Annotated in this window: 17 protein-coding genes; 14 read left to right on the top strand and 3 right to left on the bottom strand. The window is 66.6% G+C overall.

Annotated elements, in window-relative coordinates; genetic code table 11:
• Positions 1-5 precede the first annotated feature (5 nt).
• From PFX98_RS24285 to PFX98_RS24275, 3 genes are all read left to right on the top strand, one after another.
• The gene (locus PFX98_RS24285; RefSeq protein ID WP_285233040.1) at positions 6-782 is read left to right on the top strand and encodes a hypothetical protein; all 777 of its coding nucleotides are present in this window, start codon (positions 6-8) and stop codon (positions 780-782) included.
• Entirely contained in the window at positions 739-1,560 is an 822-nt protein-coding gene (locus PFX98_RS24280) for a hypothetical protein (RefSeq protein WP_285233039.1), read from the top strand. The genes PFX98_RS24285 and PFX98_RS24280 overlap by 44 nt, the downstream gene beginning before the upstream one ends.
• A 78-nt stretch (positions 1,561-1,638) precedes the next feature.
• Entirely contained in the window at positions 1,639-1,935 is a 297-nt protein-coding gene (locus tag PFX98_RS24275; protein WP_425334644.1) for a tyrosine-type recombinase/integrase, read from the top strand.
• A 45-nt stretch (positions 1,936-1,980) separates the two neighbouring features.
• Here the strand turns inward: PFX98_RS24275 and PFX98_RS24270 are convergent, their stop codons facing one another.
• Complete coding sequence (locus PFX98_RS24270; protein WP_285233038.1) at positions 1,981-2,529, bottom strand: NUDIX hydrolase; 549 nt, start codon at positions 2,527-2,529, stop codon at positions 1,981-1,983.
• 60 nt (positions 2,530-2,589) lie between these two features.
• Here PFX98_RS24270 and maiA point away from each other — a divergent pair, with 60 nt between their 5' ends.
• Both maiA and pgeF read left to right on the top strand, forming a co-directional pair.
• On the top strand, positions 2,590-3,228 hold the full coding sequence (gene maiA / locus PFX98_RS24265) for a maleylacetoacetate isomerase (RefSeq protein WP_285233037.1): 639 nt from the start codon (positions 2,590-2,592) through the stop codon (positions 3,226-3,228).
• 154 nt (positions 3,229-3,382) lie between these two features.
• Entirely contained in the window at positions 3,383-4,084 is a 702-nt protein-coding gene (gene pgeF / locus PFX98_RS24260; RefSeq protein WP_285233036.1) for a peptidoglycan editing factor PgeF, read from the top strand.
• On the opposite strand, the gene PFX98_RS24255 is transcribed toward pgeF, so the two are convergent.
• Positions 4,016-4,291 carry a hypothetical protein gene (locus PFX98_RS24255; protein WP_285233035.1) on the bottom strand — a complete coding sequence of 92 codons (276 nt, stop codon included), beginning with the start codon at positions 4,289-4,291 and terminating at the stop codon, positions 4,016-4,018. The genes pgeF and PFX98_RS24255 overlap by 69 nt on opposite strands.
• Positions 4,292-4,415: 124 nt before the next feature.
• On the opposite strand from PFX98_RS24255, the gene phaC reads away from it, so the two are divergent.
• From phaC to phbB, 3 genes are all read left to right on the top strand, one after another.
• Positions 4,416-6,128, top strand: a complete 1,713-nt coding sequence (gene phaC, locus PFX98_RS24250; protein ID WP_425334643.1) for a class I poly(R)-hydroxyalkanoic acid synthase — start codon at positions 4,416-4,418, stop codon at positions 6,126-6,128.
• Positions 6,129-6,167: 39 nt separating this feature from the next.
• The gene (locus PFX98_RS24245; RefSeq protein ID WP_285233034.1) at positions 6,168-7,349 is read left to right on the top strand and encodes an acetyl-CoA C-acetyltransferase; all 1,182 of its coding nucleotides are present in this window, start codon (positions 6,168-6,170) and stop codon (positions 7,347-7,349) included.
• A gap of 169 nt (positions 7,350-7,518) precedes the next feature.
• Positions 7,519-8,256, top strand: a complete 738-nt coding sequence (phbB, locus tag PFX98_RS24240; protein WP_285233033.1) for an acetoacetyl-CoA reductase — start codon at positions 7,519-7,521, stop codon at positions 8,254-8,256.
• 56 nt (positions 8,257-8,312) lie between these two features.
• Here the strand turns inward: phbB and PFX98_RS24235 are convergent, their stop codons facing one another.
• The gene (locus tag PFX98_RS24235) at positions 8,313-9,104 is read right to left on the bottom strand and encodes an IclR family transcriptional regulator (RefSeq protein ID WP_285233032.1); all 792 of its coding nucleotides are present in this window, start codon (positions 9,102-9,104) and stop codon (positions 8,313-8,315) included.
• A 73-nt stretch (positions 9,105-9,177) separates the two neighbouring features.
• On the opposite strand from PFX98_RS24235, the gene PFX98_RS24230 reads away from it, so the two are divergent.
• The 6 genes from PFX98_RS24230 to PFX98_RS24205 all read left to right on the top strand — a co-directional run bounded on the left by PFX98_RS24230 (position 9,178) and on the right by PFX98_RS24205 (position 14,575).
• Positions 9,178-9,990 carry a TIGR00266 family protein gene (locus tag PFX98_RS24230; protein WP_285233031.1) on the top strand — a complete coding sequence of 271 codons (813 nt, stop codon included), beginning with the start codon at positions 9,178-9,180 and terminating at the stop codon, positions 9,988-9,990.
• Between the two features lie 92 nt (positions 9,991-10,082).
• The gene (locus tag PFX98_RS24225; protein ID WP_285233030.1) at positions 10,083-11,063 is read left to right on the top strand and encodes a YncE family protein; all 981 of its coding nucleotides are present in this window, start codon (positions 10,083-10,085) and stop codon (positions 11,061-11,063) included.
• Positions 11,064-11,110: 47 nt separating this feature from the next.
• Positions 11,111-11,905: a polysaccharide deacetylase family protein gene (locus PFX98_RS24220; protein WP_285235692.1), complete on the top strand. Its 795-nt coding sequence runs from the start codon at positions 11,111-11,113 to the stop codon at positions 11,903-11,905.
• On the top strand, positions 11,905-12,861 hold the full coding sequence (locus PFX98_RS24215; RefSeq protein ID WP_285235691.1) for a sterol desaturase family protein: 957 nt from the start codon (positions 11,905-11,907) through the stop codon (positions 12,859-12,861). The genes PFX98_RS24220 and PFX98_RS24215 overlap by 1 nt, the downstream gene beginning before the upstream one ends.
• Before the next feature lie 38 nt (positions 12,862-12,899).
• The gene (locus tag PFX98_RS24210) at positions 12,900-13,784 is read left to right on the top strand and encodes an EI24 domain-containing protein (protein ID WP_285233029.1); all 885 of its coding nucleotides are present in this window, start codon (positions 12,900-12,902) and stop codon (positions 13,782-13,784) included.
• Positions 13,781-14,575 carry a competence/damage-inducible protein A gene (locus tag PFX98_RS24205; RefSeq protein ID WP_285233028.1) on the top strand — a complete coding sequence of 265 codons (795 nt, stop codon included), beginning with the start codon at positions 13,781-13,783 and terminating at the stop codon, positions 14,573-14,575. The genes PFX98_RS24210 and PFX98_RS24205 overlap by 4 nt, the downstream gene beginning before the upstream one ends.
• Positions 14,576-14,687: the final 112 nt, after the last annotated feature.

Genomic DNA, 14,687 nt, shown 5'->3' with positions numbered 1-14,687 from the left:
GGATCTTGTTCGATGCCGTCGAGGCAGCAATAGTGCAGCACGCGAGGTCTGATTCAGCCTGGTGGAAAGAGAACAGCGAGCACATTTGCTTCAGCGGCGAAGGCGCGCTGCGCTATATCGCCGTATTGGCTTGCACAGCGGTACCGGAAGCCAATCTAGATCTCATCGGCCGCATGCTGATCGACAGCGCGCTGCTGGCATCCAACCTGTCGCATGAATTGGGCACCTTGATGCAAGTGGCATTCGCAGGGCTTGGCCCCGCCACGCAAGACGCGATTCAAACTTCAATACTGAACCTGCACCAGGAAATCGAAGTTGAGGCAACGCACCGGCACTGGGTGCTCGTAGCGCAGTCAAAGCTGATTCTCGCTATCCCTTGCCACCTGCGTTCGCCTGCCTCACTTGGGGTGCTGGATAAATGCAGCCAGTCAACTTGGCCGCTGGAACGTCGACCTACCATCCATATGCGCGGCGGCACCGTTGGAGCACCGTTTTCCTTCGAAGTATTTCTTGCCGCAAGCGACAGCGCCGTACTACGCCTCCTAGCTCATTACAACGGGCACACGCGGAATTCTTTTGATGATTTTCTGATCGGGGGCGAGCGAGAGGTTGGTTGGCAGCTGAAAGAGGCCGCTTCACGGCATCCAACGCGTTTCTTGAAGTTTTTGCCGGGGCAACCCGCTGCTCGCGTCAGCGTTGCGCCGATTTGCTGCAGACGAGCATCCTGCCATTCGCGCGTTGTTGCTACGACGCCTTCCCTATTTGCAAAGCCGTCATTTTGAGTTTGGTTGGGCATTGTTTGATCTTGCAATCCAACCAGAGTCAGAGGGGCTCTGGCTCATGGCAGAGCCCTGCCTCTACTACGCCTATCACCGCCATTTTGAAACCGTCGCGCCATGGCTACTACGCCTGGGTCGCGACGGAACCGGCAAGGACTTGGAGGCGTGGGGGCGGATCTCTGCCCTCGCTTCACTATCACGACGTATAGAGTTCCCAACACTTCTCGCCGAACTGAAATCGAAGAACAGCGCTGAAGCGTGGGAAGGCGCGACGAGCGTTTGGGCAAACACCGGCAACATGCAGCAGCACCGTGAAGAATGCCTTAGCGGCCTTGCCGAGGCAATGAGTGCAAAGAACCCGCACGCCTCCTCATTGACCCAAAGAGTCTCTCGAGTTTTCAGAGACACGACGCCGCTAATTTCAGTGCCGATAGCTCTCGTCCAACGCTGGTTTGCTTTGCTTGAAAGCGATGCGCAGCCCAAGCGCCATGACGTGTATGGCTTCGATAGTTGGCTGAACGCATTTTCGAACCGGGATCCAAGCTTCGCACTGGATGCAACCGAGCTCTACGTTGGGTTTGCTCAGCGGACAAAGGTTCAGTTGTATGACCACGAAAACAACTTTACGCAGTTGCTGACTCGACTTTTCGCGCAAGCCGAAGAGCAAGAAGCGACAGACGCCGGAGAAATGCTCCGGCGCGTGGTTGCTATTCAGGATGCTCTGCTAGCTTTGGGTGTAAACGGCGTCAATGACTGGCTTCAGGCAGCAGAGCGCCCGTAGGCGCCGATCACAGGGTTCTGAATCTGCCGAACGGCCGCAAACCATGCCGCCAGTTGGTCGCGCTGCAAGCAGTCGTCCTTGTCCACCGATCCGCGCAGTGGCGTAATTCGCCGCCACCATCTGTTCGACCAGACCTTCCAGCGGGCTTGCAAGCGGGCCCTGGCTCAGGCCGGCATTGCCAAACCGGCAACGCCTCACATGCTTCGGCACTGTTTCGCCACTCACTTGCTCCTAAGCGGCAGCGACATACGCACGGTTCAGGAACTGCTCGGGCATGCCGATGTGGCCACAACGATGGTCTACACCCATGTGCTCAAGCTTGGCGGCGGAGCTGTGCGCAGCCCGCTCGATGCCCTACCGAATCAAGCGGCTTGATAGCAGCCCTTCGCCTATGACTGCTAGTGGCCGCAAGCAGGCGCCTCAGCCGATATCCGCGCAATGCAGCAGGTACTCGCGGCCCAGGCGCCGGTCCTCGAAGAAGCGTTGCAGGGTCTCGCGCACGGTGCGGAAGGCGAGTTCGTCCCAGGGGATCTCATGCTCGCGGAACAGCCGGGCCTCGAGTGATTCGGGGCCGGGGTCGAAGCGGTCGGAGAGCAGCCGGGCGCGGTAGTACATGTGGATCTGCCCGACCTTGACGACGTTCAGCACGCAGTAGAGGTTCTGCAGTTCGATCTGCGCGCCGGCCTCTTCGTCGGTCTCGCGCCGCGCGCCCTCGGCGCTCGTTTCGCCCAGTTCCAGAAAGCCCGCCGGCAGGGTCCAGAGGCCGTAGCGCGGCTCGATGGCGCGCTTGCACAGCAGCACCTGATCGCCCCACACCGGCAGGGTGCCCACCACATTGATGGGGTTCTCGTAGTGCACGCTGGCACAGGCGGTGCAAGTGGCGCGCTCGCGGTTGTCGTCGGCCGGCACGCGGTATTCCACGGGGCTGCCGCAGCTAGGGCAATGCTTGAATCGGCGAGTCAGGAACATGGGGCCAGTGTATCGGCTGCATGGCATGATCTTGCTCCAAGACCCGAGGCTCAGACCATCATGGAACTCTTCAATTACTACCGCTCCTCCGCGTCCTTCCGCGTGCGCATCGCGCTGGCCCTGAAGGGCCTGGAGTACGACTACAAGCCGGTGCACCTGGCCAAGAACGAGCAGTTCAACGAGTCCTATGCCGCGGTGTCGGCCTCGCGCCTGGTGCCGCTGCTGCGCGACGGCGAGGCGGTGATCACGCAGTCGATGGCCATCATCGAGTACCTGGACGAAACCCATCCCGAGCCGCCGCTGCTGCCCAAGACGGCGCTGGAGCGCGCCTATGTGCGCGGCCTGGCGCAGGACATCGCCTGCGAGATCCACCCGCTCAACAACCTGCGCGTGCTGCGCTACCTGACGCGCGATCTGGGCCTCGCCGAAGAGGCCAAGGACCGCTGGTACCGCCATTGGGTCGAGACCGGGCTGGAGGTGGTGGAGCAGCGCCTCGGCAAGGAGGGCCATGCGGGCCGCTTCTGCTTCGGCGACGCGCCCGGCCTGGCCGAATGCGTGCTGGTGCCGCAGATCTTCAACGCCCAGCGCTTCAACTGCCGGCTCGACCATGTGCCGCGCCTGATGCAGGTGTTCGAGGCCTGCATGCAGCTCGATGCCTTCATCAAGACCCAGCCCTCTGCCTGCCCCGATGCCGAGTGAGTGCCCCCAGGGCCGGGCTGCGCCCAGCCCGCCCCCCGAGGGGGCCAAGGAAACTTGGGACGGCCCGACGTTCCCTTGTGAGTCGCTGATCCACCCGGACTGGTTGCGCCCCGACTGGCAACTGCCCGCCGACTGGCCGGCCATCCAGGCCTTCATGACCACCAGGGCCGGTGGCGTCAGCCAGGGCCTGCATGCCAGCATGAATCTGGGCCGCGCGGTCGAGGACGAGCCCGCCGCGGTGGCCGCCAACCGCGCGCTGCTGGCGCGCGCGCTGGGGGCGCCGGCGGTGTTTCTGCACCAGGTGCATGGCGCCGATGTGCTGACACTGGACGGCACGCACCTGGATGGTGAGCGCCCGCGCTTCGATGCCGCCATCAGCACCAGCCTGGGGCTGGGTTGCGCCATCCAGGTGGCGGACTGTCTGCCGGTGCTGTTTGCCGCGCGCGGCGGCGTGGGCGGCGCCCATGCGGGCTGGCGCGGGCTGGCGGCCGGGGTGCTGGAGCACACGGTGGCGGCGCTCTGCGAGGCCAGCGGCAGCGGCCCGGACGAGCTGCATGCCTGGCTGGGCCCCTGCATCGGGCCGCAGCGTTTCGAGGTCGGGGCCGAGGTGCTGCAGGCCTTCGGCAGCGATCCGGCGGCGCCGGATGCGCGCTTCTTCGTCTACCGCGCCAATGCCGCGGGCGAGCCGCGCTGGCTGGCCGATCTGCCGGCGCTGGCGCGTGCGCGGCTTCGCGCGGCCGGCCTGCGCCACATCGGCGGCGGCCACTGGTGCACGCTCAGCGAGCCCTCAAGGTTCTTTTCCTTCCGCCACGAGCGGCTCGCCGGGCGCATGGCCGCTGCCATCAGCCTGATTTGACGGGGCCGGGGCCGCGGCGGCCTCGGCACGCCGCCGCGCGGCGCGCCGCGCCGGCGTGCCCAGCAGATAGAGCACGATGCTCACCGGCAGCACGCCGTAGAGCGCGAAGGTGACGATCGCCCCCAGCACCGAGCCCTGGCTGCTGGTGGCCTCGGCCAGCACCATCATCAGCGCCACGTAGATCCAGGCAATTGCAACCAGGTACATCGAAAACCAATCGTCATAAGAAGGTAAGTTTCCAAGGGTACAACAGCATCTGTGGCAAGCTTCTTGCCTGGCTCTTGATGTGAGCCAGCGATCGCAGCAAGCAAGCACCAGCCCGAGGAGACACATGACGTCGAAGAAGAGCAACAAAGATGCCGGTGGCAAGGCTGATCCCTTGTCGCTGGGCGCCGCCGCCGAGATGGCCGCTGGCCTGGGCGAGACCATGAAGACCCTGGCCGGCCTGCAGATCCCGATGCAGAGCCTGGCGCAGCTGCAGGCCGACTATCTGAAGCAGGCAACGGCGCTTTGGAACAACTCCGTGTCCCCTGAAAAGGCGGCAGCCAAGCCCAAGCTGGGCGATCGACGCTTCGCCGCCGAGGCCTGGAGCGCCAACCCGGCCTCCAGCTTCATGGCCCAGCTCTATCTGCTCAACGCACAGACCCTGCAGCGCATGGCCGAGCAGGTGGAGGGCGATGCGAAGACCCGGGCGCGCATCCGCTTCGCGGTGCAGCAGTTCGTCGATGCCTCGGCGCCCAGCAACTTCCTGGCGCTGAATCCCGAGGCGCAGAGCCTGGCGCTGCAGACGCAGGGCGAGAGCATTGCCAAGGGCATGCAGCTGCTGTGGGCCGATGTGCAGCGCGGCCATGTCTCGCAGACCGACGAGAACGCCTTCGAGGTGGGCCGCAATGTGGCCACCACCGCCGGTGACATCGTGTTCGAGAACGAGTTCTTCCAGCTCATCGAATACAAGCCGCTCACCAAGGAAGTGCATGAGCGGCCCTTCCTGCTGGTGCCGCCCTGCATCAACAAGTTCTACATCCTGGATCTGCAGCCGGATAACTCCTTGATCCGTTATGCCGTGGAGCAGGGCCACCGCACCTTCGTGGTGAGCTGGCGCAACCCGGACGAGAGCTGCAAGGCCTGGACCTGGGACGACTACATCGAGCATGCGCCCATCAAGGCGATCGAGGTGGTGCAGGCCATCAGCGGTGCCAAGACCATCAATGCGCTGGGCTTCTGCGTCGGCGGCACCATCCTGGCCACCGCGCTGGCGGTGCTGGCGGCGCGCGGCCAGCAGCCGGTGGAGAGCCTGACCCTGCTGACCACCCTGATCGATTTCTCCAGCAACGGCATCCTCGACCTGTTCGTCGACGAGGCCTCGGTGAAGCTGCGCGAGATGACGCTGGGCCCCGATGCGCCCAAGGGCCCGGGTCTGCTGAAGGGTCAGGAGCTGGCCACCACCTTCAGCTTCCTGCGCCCCAACGATCTGGTGTGGAACTATGTGGTGGGCAACTACCTCAAGGGCGAGGCGCCGCCGGCCTTCGACCTGCTGTACTGGAACGGCGACTCCACCAATCTGCCCGGCCCGATGTACTGCTGGTACCTGCGCCACACCTATCTGCAGAACGAACTGCGGATCCCGGGCCAGCTGACGGTCTGCGGCGAGGCCATCGACCTCGGCGAGATCAAGGCGCCGGTCTATATCTACGGCTCGCGCGAGGACCACATCGTGCCCTGGGACAGCGCCTACCGCAGCACCCAGGTGTTCAGCGGCAAGAAGCGCTTCGTGCTGGGCGCCTCGGGCCATATCGCCGGCGTCATCAACCCGCCCGCCAAGGGCAAGCGCAGCCACTGGATCGGCAAGACGGCGGCCCTGCCTGCCAGCGCCAATGAGTGGCTGGAAGGCGCGGTCGAGCATCCCGGCAGTTGGTGGACCGATTGGTCCGCCTGGCTGGCCTCGCATGCCGGCGCCATGAAGCCCGCACCCAAGGCGCCGGGCCATCGCAGCTACAAGGCGATCGAGCCGGCACCGGGCCGCTACGTCAAACAAAAGGCCTGAGCAGGGCCTGCTTACGCATCTCACACTGGAGTAGACAACATGAGCACCGACATCGTCATCGTCGCCGCAGCGCGCACCGCCATCGGCAAGTTCGGCGGCACGCTCGCCAAGACCCCGGCCCCCGAGCTGGGCGCCGTGGTGGTGAAGGAGCTGCTGCGCCGCAGCGGCCTGGAGGCCGGCCAGATCGGCGAGCTGATCCTCGGCCAGGTGCTGACCGCCGGCTCGGGCCAGAACCCGGCGCGCCAGACCGTCATCAAGGCGGGCCTGCCCAATACCGTGCCGGCCATGACCATCAACAAGGTCTGCGGCTCGGGCCTGAAGGCGGTGATGCTGGCCGCCCAAGCCATCCGCGACGGCGACTCCGAGATCGTTATCGCCGGCGGCCAGGAGAACATGAGCCTGGCGCCCCATGTGCTGCCCGGCTCGCGCGATGGCCAGCGCATGGGCGACTGGAAGCTCGTCGACACCATGATCGTGGACGGCCTCTGGGACGTCTACAACCAGTACCACATGGGCATCACGGCCGAAAACGTGGCCAAGCAATACAGCATCAGCCGCGAGGCGCAGGACGCGCTGGCCCTGGGCTCGCAGCAGAAGGCCGCCGCCGCGCAGGACGCGGGCCGCTTCAAGGACGAGATCGCCGCGGTGAGCATTGCGCAGAAGAAGGGCGACGCGATCGTCTTCGACGCCGACGAGTTCATCAACCGCAAGAGCAATGCCGAGGCCCTGGCCGGCCTGCGCCCCGCCTTCGACAAGGCCGGCAGCGTCACCGCCGGCAATGCCTCGGGCCTCAACGACGGCGCCGCCGGCCTGGTGCTGATGAGCGCCGCCAAGGCCGCGGCCCTGGGCCTCACGCCGCTGGCGCGCATTGCCTCCTATGCCAGCGCCGGCCTGGACCCGGCCACCATGGGCATGGGCCCGGTGCCCGCGGCGCGCAAGGCGCTTGAGCGCGCCGGCTGGAAGCCGCAGGATCTGGACCTGCTGGAAATCAACGAGGCCTTTGCGGCCCAGGCCTGCGCGGTGCACCAGGAAATGGGCTGGGACCTCAGCAAGGTCAACGTCAACGGCGGCGCCATCGCGCTGGGCCACCCGATCGGTGCCTCGGGCGCACGCATCCTGGTGACGCTGCTGCACGAGATGCAGCGCCGCGGCGCCAAGAAGGGCATTGCCTCGCTGTGCATCGGCGGTGGCATGGGCGTGGCGCTGACCGTCGAACGCTGAACGGCGCACCCAACAAACCCCACTAGGGCCAACCCCGCTTGACCCCACCCGGGCCTTGCGGGACGCTTTGAACGCGTCTTTGGCTACCGAACAAAGCATGGGACCGGCCAGCGCGTAGGACGCGGCGCCGGTGCGGCCCCGATCAATGCCATGGAGGCAAGGAGACACTATGAGCCAGAAGATTGCATACGTGACCGGCGGTATGGGTGGCATCGGCACCGCGATGTGCCAGCGCCTGCACAAGGAAGGCTTCAAGGTCATCGCCGGCTGTGGCCCCAGCCGTGACTTCGACAAATGGATCAGCGAGCAGGCCGCGCTGGGCTACACCTTCCACGTCTCGGTGGGCAATGTGGCCGACTGGGATTCCACCGTGGCCGCCTTTGCCAAGGTCAAGGCCGAGCATGGCCCCATCGACGTGCTGGTGAACAACGCCGGCATCACGCGCGACGGCATGTTCCGCAAGATGAGCCGCGCCGACTGGGACGCGGTGATCGACACCAACCTAAACTCCATGTTCAACGTCACCAAGCAGGTGATCGAGGACATGCTGGACCGGGGCTGGGGCCGCATCATCAACATCTCCTCGGTGAACGGCGAGAAGGGTCAGTTCGGCCAGACCAACTACTCCGCCGCCAAGGCCGGCATGCACGGCTTCACGATGGCGCTGGCGCAGGAGGTGGCCAGCAAGGGCGTGACGGTCAACACCGTGAGCCCGGGCTATATCGGCACCGACATGGTCAAGGCAATCCGCCAGGACGTGCTGGACAAGATCGTCGCCACCATCCCCATCAAGCGCCTCGGCACCCCCGAGGAAATCGCGGCCATCGTGGCCTGGCTGGCGGGCGAGGATTCGGGCTTCACCACCGGTGCCGATTTCTCCTGCAATGGCGGATTGCACATGGGGTGAGCCAGCGCCTGGCGCGCGGCAACAGAGGCACCTTCGGGTGCCTTTTTTCTTGCCGCTCAGGACTTGATCTGCAGCAGCCTGGAGATGCTCTGCGCCGCCTCCAGCAGGCGCGGCAGGCATTGCTCCAGCAGCGCCTCGGGCGGCGTGCGATTCACCTGCGCGCCGACGTTGAGCGCCGCGATGGTCTGGCCGTTGCGGTCCACGATCGGTGCGGCCAGCGAGACCAGGCCTTCTTCCAGCTCCTGGTTGATCAGGCACCAGCCCTGGCTGCGCACCTGGGCGATGCGGGTGCGCAGCTCGTCCAGATTGCGCGCGGTGCGCGCGGTATGCGAGTGGAACTGCACGCGCGCCAACTGCTCCTCCAGCTCGGCCGGCGGCAGGCCGGCCAGCAGCACCCGACCCATCGAGGTGCACCAGGCCGGCAGGCGGCTGCCGACGCCCAGGTTGATGCTCATGATCTTGCGCGCCGGCACGCGCAGCACGTAGACGATGTCGCCACCCTCCAGCACCGCGGCCGAGCAGCTCTCCTTGAGCTCGCCGGCGAGCTGCTGCATCACCGGCTCGGCAAACTGCCACAGCGGCTGCGAGCTGAGGTAGGCAAAGCCCAGGTCCAGGATCTTGGGCGTGAGGGCAAACAGCCGGCCATCGGCCTTCACATAGCCCAGGGTTTCGAGCGTCAGCAGGATGCGGCGCGCGCCGGCGCGCGTGAGGCCGCAGCGCTTGGCCACCTCGGTGAGGGTCTGGCGCGGCGCCTCGGCGCTGAAGGCGCGTATCACCGAGAGCCCGCGCGCGAAGGACTGCACATAGCTGTCGCCGGGCTTCAGCGTGGATTCAAGGGGCTCGGACATGCGTCGCAGTATAGGCAGGCGCAAATGTGGCTAATATCGCGGCCGGTTTCAATTTGCTGGAGGGATACAGATCATGGCCATGGACGTCGTCGACTACGAGATCAAGGGCGCCGAAATGCAGTTCGTCGAGGTCGAGCTCGACCCGGGCGAGGCCGCCATCGGCGAGGCCGGCAGCATGATGTTCATGGATGCCGGCATCAGCATGGACACGATTTTTGGCGATGGCTCGGCGCAGCAGAGCGGTTTCCTGGGCAAGCTGCTGGGCGCCGGCAAGCGCCTCATCACCGGCGAGTCGCTGTTCACCACCATCTACACCAACCAGGGCGCGGGCAAGCTGCGCGTGGCCTTTGCCGCGCCTTACCCCGGCAAGATCCTGCCCATGGATCTGCGCCAGCTGGGCGGCACGCTGATCTGCCAGAAGGATGCCTTCCTGTGCGCGGCGCGCGGCGTCTCGCTGGGCATTGCCGTGCAGCAGAAGCTCAGCACCGGCTTCTTCGGCGGCGAGGGCTTCATCATGCAGAAGCTCGATGGCGACGGCCTGGCCTTCGTGCACGCCGGCGGCACGGTGGTGCGCCGCACCCTGCAGCCCGGCCAGACCCTGCTGGTGGATACCGGCTGCGTGGTGGCCTACACCCCCAGCGTGGACTTCGAGATCCAGTACGTGGGCAAGATCAAGACCGCGCTGTTCGGCGGCGAGGGCCTGTTCCTGGCCAAGCTGACCGGCCCGGGCGAGGTCTGGCTGCAAAGCCTGCCGTTCTCGCGCCTGGCCTCGCGCATCTTCGCGGCTGCGCCGCAGCGTGGCGGCTCCAAGGAAGAGGGCTCGGTGCTGGGCGGCTTCGGCGCCGGCGGCCTGCTGGGCGGCATCCTGGGCGGCGACGACGAGTAGTCGAATAGTGCGTCGCATCAAGGGCCGGCGCGAGCCGCGCCCTCTACACTGGAGCCTGTCGTTCTCCGTCCCGCTCCAAGGATTCCTACTCGATGTTGTCCCGTTTCAGCGCCGCTGTCGCCCTGGCCGTCAGCGCTTGCGCGGCTCATGCCGGCCACCCCATCTTCGTGCTCAATTCGCTGGACGCCGACATCAGCGTGGTCGATCCGGTGAGCTTCAAGCAGGTGAAGCGCATTCCCACCGGCAAGGAGCCGCACCATCTCTACCTGACGCCGGACGAGAAGTCCATGGTGGTGGCGAACGCGCTGGGCGACTCGCTCACCTTCATCGACCCGGTCACGGCCAATGTGCAGCGCGTGCTGAACGGCATCACCGACCCCTACCACCTGCGCTTCTCGCCCGACATGAAGTGGTTCGTGACGGCCGGCAACCGCCTCGACCATGTGGCCCTGTACCGCTGGCAGCCGCAGCAGGCGGACAAGCCGCTGGAGCTGCTCAAGCGCATCCCGGCGCCCAAGACGCCCAGCCACCTCTACATCGACAGCAAGAGCACGCTGCTCTACGTGAGCCTGCAGGACAGCGACGAGCTGCTGTGCGTGGACCTGGCCGCCCAGGCGCCACGCTGGAAGATCCCGGTGGGCAAGATGCCGGCCGACATCTTCCTCACCGCCGACGACAAGCACATCCTGGTGGCGCTGACCGGCGACAAGCTGGTGGAGGTCTACGACGTCTCGGGCGCCGCGCCCAAGCTGGTCAAGCGCCTGCCCACCGGCGACGGCGCGCACAGCTTCCGCTCGCTGGGCGACAAGCGCCATGTGCTGGTGAGCAACCGCGCCGGCAACAGCATCAGCAAGATCGATCTGCAGAGCTTCACCGTGGCCGAGACCTTCGCGGCACCGGGCGGGCCCGACGACATGGAAGTGCTGCCCGATGGCAAGACCCTGATCTTCACCTCGCGATGGGCGCGCAAGCTGACGATGCTGGATCTGCAGAGCAAGAAGGTCCTCAAACAGGTGGTGGTGGGCAAGTCGCCCCATGGCGTGTGGACGCTGGACCACGCGTCGCGCCAGTGAAGCAGGCTCGCGCGGCGCTGGCGCTCACCGGCGCGCTGTTCGGTGCGATGCCCGGCGCCCTGTGGGCGCAGGCCTGCCAAGCCGGGCAGAAGCCGGTCTTCCTGACCTTCGACACCGGCCATATGGGCGTGGCGCCGCTGGTGGCCGAGCTGCTGAAGAAGTACGAGGCCAAGGCCACCTTCTTCCTGGCCTGGGAGCCCACGCTGAACTATGGCCACACCCTGGACGAGCAATGGGCGCCCTGGTGGCGCGCGCGTGCCGCCGAGGGGCACGACTTCGGCTCGCACACCTGGGAGCACGACACCTGGCTGGAGGACCTGCCGCCCGTCAACGGCGAGGCCCGCTTCAAGGTGCGCACCCAGGCCGGCATCGAGCCGATGCGCATCCGCGAGCTGAGCGCCGAGCAGTATTGCGAGGGCCTGAAGAAGCCCGCGCAGCGCTTTGCCGAGATGACCGGTCAGGCCATGAGCCCGATCTTCCGTGCCCCGGCGGGGCGCAGTTCGCCGGCCCTGCTGGCGGTGGCCAAGGCCTGCGGCTTCAGCCATGTGGGCTGGAGCGCGGCGGGCTTTCTGGGCGACGAGCTGCCCAGCGACAAATACCCCAACGAGCAGCTGCTGGCGCGCGCGCTGCGCGATATCCGGCCGGGCGATATCCTGATGGCCCACCTGGGCATCTGGCAGCGCCAGGACGCCTGGGCACCCGCCGTGCTGGAACCCCTGCTGAAGGGCTTGAAGGAGAAGGGCATGTGTTTTGCACCGCTGCGTGAGCATCCGCGCTATGCGCAGCTGATGCGGGGCGTCGGTGCCGGGCCCTCGGACAAGAACGCGGTGCGCAAGCCATGATGGACTGGTTCAGCGAGAGCTTCGAGCTCGCCCGGCAATGGCTGTTCGAGACCCTGGTCCAGCCCCTGGTGTTCGGCATCGGCCTGGGCAATCTGCTTGAGGACGCCTATGACGCAACCGGCTGGCTGCTGGTAGGCCTGCTGCAGATCGCGGTGATGCTGCTGCTGATACGCACGCTGGAACGCTGGCGCCCGGTGGAGCCGCTCAGCGACCGCGCCGCGGTGCGGGTGGACATGCTCTACACCCTGATCCACCGGCTGGGGCTGTTCCGCCTGGCGATGTTCTTCAGCCTCGATCTGGTGCTGGACGGCGCCTCGGGTCAGATGCGCTTGCTGGGCCTGCCGACCTGGCAGCTCGACGCGCTGCTGGGCCTGGCCGAGCTGCCCTGGGCCAGCTTCCTGCTCTACCTGCTGGTGTTCGACCTGGTGAACTACTGGCTGCACCGTGCCCAGCACCAGTTCGGCTGGTGGTGGGCGCTGCATGCGCTGCATCACAGCCAGCGCCAGATGACGATGTGGAGCGACAACCGCAACCATCTGCTCGACGATGTGCTGCGCGCTGCGGTGTTCGCGCTGCTGGCGCGCTTCATCGGCGTGGAGCCCGGCCAGTTCGTGGCCCTAGTGGCGCTCTCGCAGCTGATGGAAAGCCTGCAGCACGCCAATGTGCGGCTGTGGTTCGGCCCGCTGCTGGAGCGCGTGCTGGTGAGCCCGCGCTTTCACCGGCTGCACCACGCGATCGGCATCGGCCATGAGTCGGGCGGGCGTGGCACGCTGGGCGGCCACAACTTCGCGGTGCTGTTCCCGGTCTGGGACATGCTGTTCGGCACCGCCAATTTCGAGCTGCGTTTCGATGCCACCGGGGTGCGCGACCAGCTCCCCGCCGAGGGCGGGCGCGACTATGGCCGCGGCTTCTGGGCCCAGCAATGGCTGGGTCTGCGGAGATTGGTCGGGCGTTGATATGCTCGACCTCTCCAAAGCGGAGGAATGAGCGAAAAATGATCCATGCCACCGGCCGTATCGCCGATGCCTTCTGGCGCGCCGCCGCCTATTGCCTGCATCCGCGCGTGATCGCGCTCTCGCTGCTGCCGCTGCTGATCTCGGCCGTGCTGGCCGGCGTCTTCATGTACTTCTTCTGGGAGCCCGCGGTGGCCGGCGTGCGCGCCACGCTGGAATCCTGGAAGCTGATCGACAGCCTGCTGGGCTGGCTGGACTATGTGGGCGCCAGCGGCTTTCGCAGTGTGATGGCGCCGCTGGTGGTGCTGGCCCTGGGCATCCCGGTGGTGGTGGTGCTGAGCCTGCTGATGGTGGCGCTGCTGATGACGCCGGCGATGGTGCAGCTGGTGGCCGCGCGCCGCTTTCCGGGCCTGGAACTCAAGCGCGGCGGCTCGGTCTGGCTGAGCGCGGCCTGGTCGCTGGGCCACACCTTGCTGGCCCTGCTGGCCATCGTCGTCAGCATGCCCTTCTGGTTCATCCCGCCGCTGGTGCTCTTCATCCCGCCGCTGATCTGGGGCTGGCTGGGCTACCGCGTGTTTGCCTTCGATGTGCTGGCCGATCATGCCTCGGCGCCCGAGCGGCGCCGGATCCTCAGCGAGCACAAGGGCCCGCTGCTGGCGCTCGGCCTGGTGACCGGCTATCTGGGCGCCGCACCCGCCGCCATCTGGGCCTTTGGCGTGCTGACGATTGCGCTCGCGCCCTTTCTGGTGCTGATCTCGGTGTGGCTCTACACCCTGGTGTTCGCCTTCACCTCGCTGTGGTTCGCGCATTACGCGCTGGCCGCCTTGCATGAGCTGCGCCAGGCCGCCGCCGGGCCGGTGGTGGAGGTGCTCGATCCCTTGCCCGAGCAGGCCCGGACCACGGCCGCGCCGCCGTTGCTGCCATGAACATCGGCCTCATCATCATTGGTGACGAGATCCTCTCGGGCAAACGCCAGGACAAGCACCTGGCCAAGGTGATCGAGTTGCTGGCCGCCCGCGGCCTCACGCTCAGCTGGGCCCAGTACCTGGGCGACGAGCGCGCGCGCCTCACGGCCGAGCTCGCGCGCGCCTTTGCCAGCGGCGACCTGGTGTTCAGCTGCGGCGGCATCGGCGCCACGCCCGACGATCACACCCGCCAGGCCGCCGCCGCGGCGCTGGGGCAAGACCTGACCCTGCACCCGCAGGCCAAGGCCCTGATCTGGCAGCGCGTGCAGCAGATCGCGGCGGAGCAGGGCAGCGAGATCGCGATCGATTCGCCGGATGCGCAACGCCGCTTCCAGATGGGCGAGTTCCCGGCGGGCGCGGGCATCATCCCCAATCCCTACAACCAGATTCCGGGCTTCTTCGTCGGCACGGTCTACTTCGTGCCGGGCTTCCCGGTGATGGCCCATCCGATGATCGAGTGGGTGCTGGACCAGCGCCATGCCGATCTGCACCGGGCGCTGGGTACGCGCGAGAAGTCGCTGATCGTGCTGGGGGCACTGGAGGCCACGCTGGCGCCGCTGATGGAACGCATCGAGGCCGACTTCCCCGGCATCAAGGTCTTCAGCCTGCCCAGCGTCGACCATCCGCAATGGGGCCGCCATATCGAGCTGGGCGTGAAGGGCGACGCAGATCGCCTGGAGCCGGCCTATGCGGCGCTCAAGCAGGGGCTGTCCCAATATGGTGCGCGCATTGGCACCGAGTTGGTGCGATAAGAGCCCGACCGCGGCACTTGATTGGTGCGCGGTTCGGTGACCGCCCCGGCGGCGTCATGGTGACGCAAGCCCCACAAGCGCATAATCCGCGGGCCAGCGGGCATGCACCGCG

This window comes from Paucibacter sediminis (assembly GCF_030254645.1).
GTDB classification, from domain to species: domain Bacteria; phylum Pseudomonadota; class Gammaproteobacteria; order Burkholderiales; family Burkholderiaceae_C; genus Paucibacter_B; species Paucibacter_B sediminis.
Note: the sequence above shows the minus strand (reverse complement) of the source record. Positions and strands in the feature narration are given on the sequence as shown.

Coding starts and splice junctions, on each gene's coding strand:
- pgeF (WP_285233036.1), top strand. CDS start 3,383: ATGACCACCAGGGCCGGTGGCGTCAGCCAGGGCCTGCATGCCAGCATG.
- PFX98_RS24210 (WP_285233029.1), top strand. CDS start 12,900: ATGATCCATGCCACCGGCCGTATCGCCGATGCCTTCTGGCGCGCCGCC.
- phbB (WP_285233033.1), top strand. CDS start 7,519: ATGAGCCAGAAGATTGCATACGTGACCGGCGGTATGGGTGGCATCGGC.
- PFX98_RS24220 (WP_285235692.1), top strand. CDS start 11,111: ATGCCCGGCGCCCTGTGGGCGCAGGCCTGCCAAGCCGGGCAGAAGCCG.
- PFX98_RS24215 (WP_285235691.1), top strand. CDS start 11,905: ATGGACTGGTTCAGCGAGAGCTTCGAGCTCGCCCGGCAATGGCTGTTC.
- PFX98_RS24205 (WP_285233028.1), top strand. CDS start 13,781: ATGAACATCGGCCTCATCATCATTGGTGACGAGATCCTCTCGGGCAAA.
- PFX98_RS24245 (WP_285233034.1), top strand. CDS start 6,168: ATGAGCACCGACATCGTCATCGTCGCCGCAGCGCGCACCGCCATCGGC.
- maiA (WP_285233037.1), top strand. CDS start 2,590: ATGGAACTCTTCAATTACTACCGCTCCTCCGCGTCCTTCCGCGTGCGC.
- PFX98_RS24270 (WP_285233038.1), bottom strand. CDS start 2,529: ATGTTCCTGACTCGCCGATTCAAGCATTGCCCTAGCTGCGGCAGCCCC.
- phaC (WP_425334643.1), top strand. CDS start 4,416: ATGACGTCGAAGAAGAGCAACAAAGATGCCGGTGGCAAGGCTGATCCC.
- PFX98_RS24235 (WP_285233032.1), bottom strand. CDS start 9,104: ATGTCCGAGCCCCTTGAATCCACGCTGAAGCCCGGCGACAGCTATGTG.
- PFX98_RS24230 (WP_285233031.1), top strand. CDS start 9,178: ATGGCCATGGACGTCGTCGACTACGAGATCAAGGGCGCCGAAATGCAG.
- PFX98_RS24225 (WP_285233030.1), top strand. CDS start 10,083: ATGTTGTCCCGTTTCAGCGCCGCTGTCGCCCTGGCCGTCAGCGCTTGC.
- PFX98_RS24255 (WP_285233035.1), bottom strand. CDS start 4,291: ATGTACCTGGTTGCAATTGCCTGGATCTACGTGGCGCTGATGATGGTG.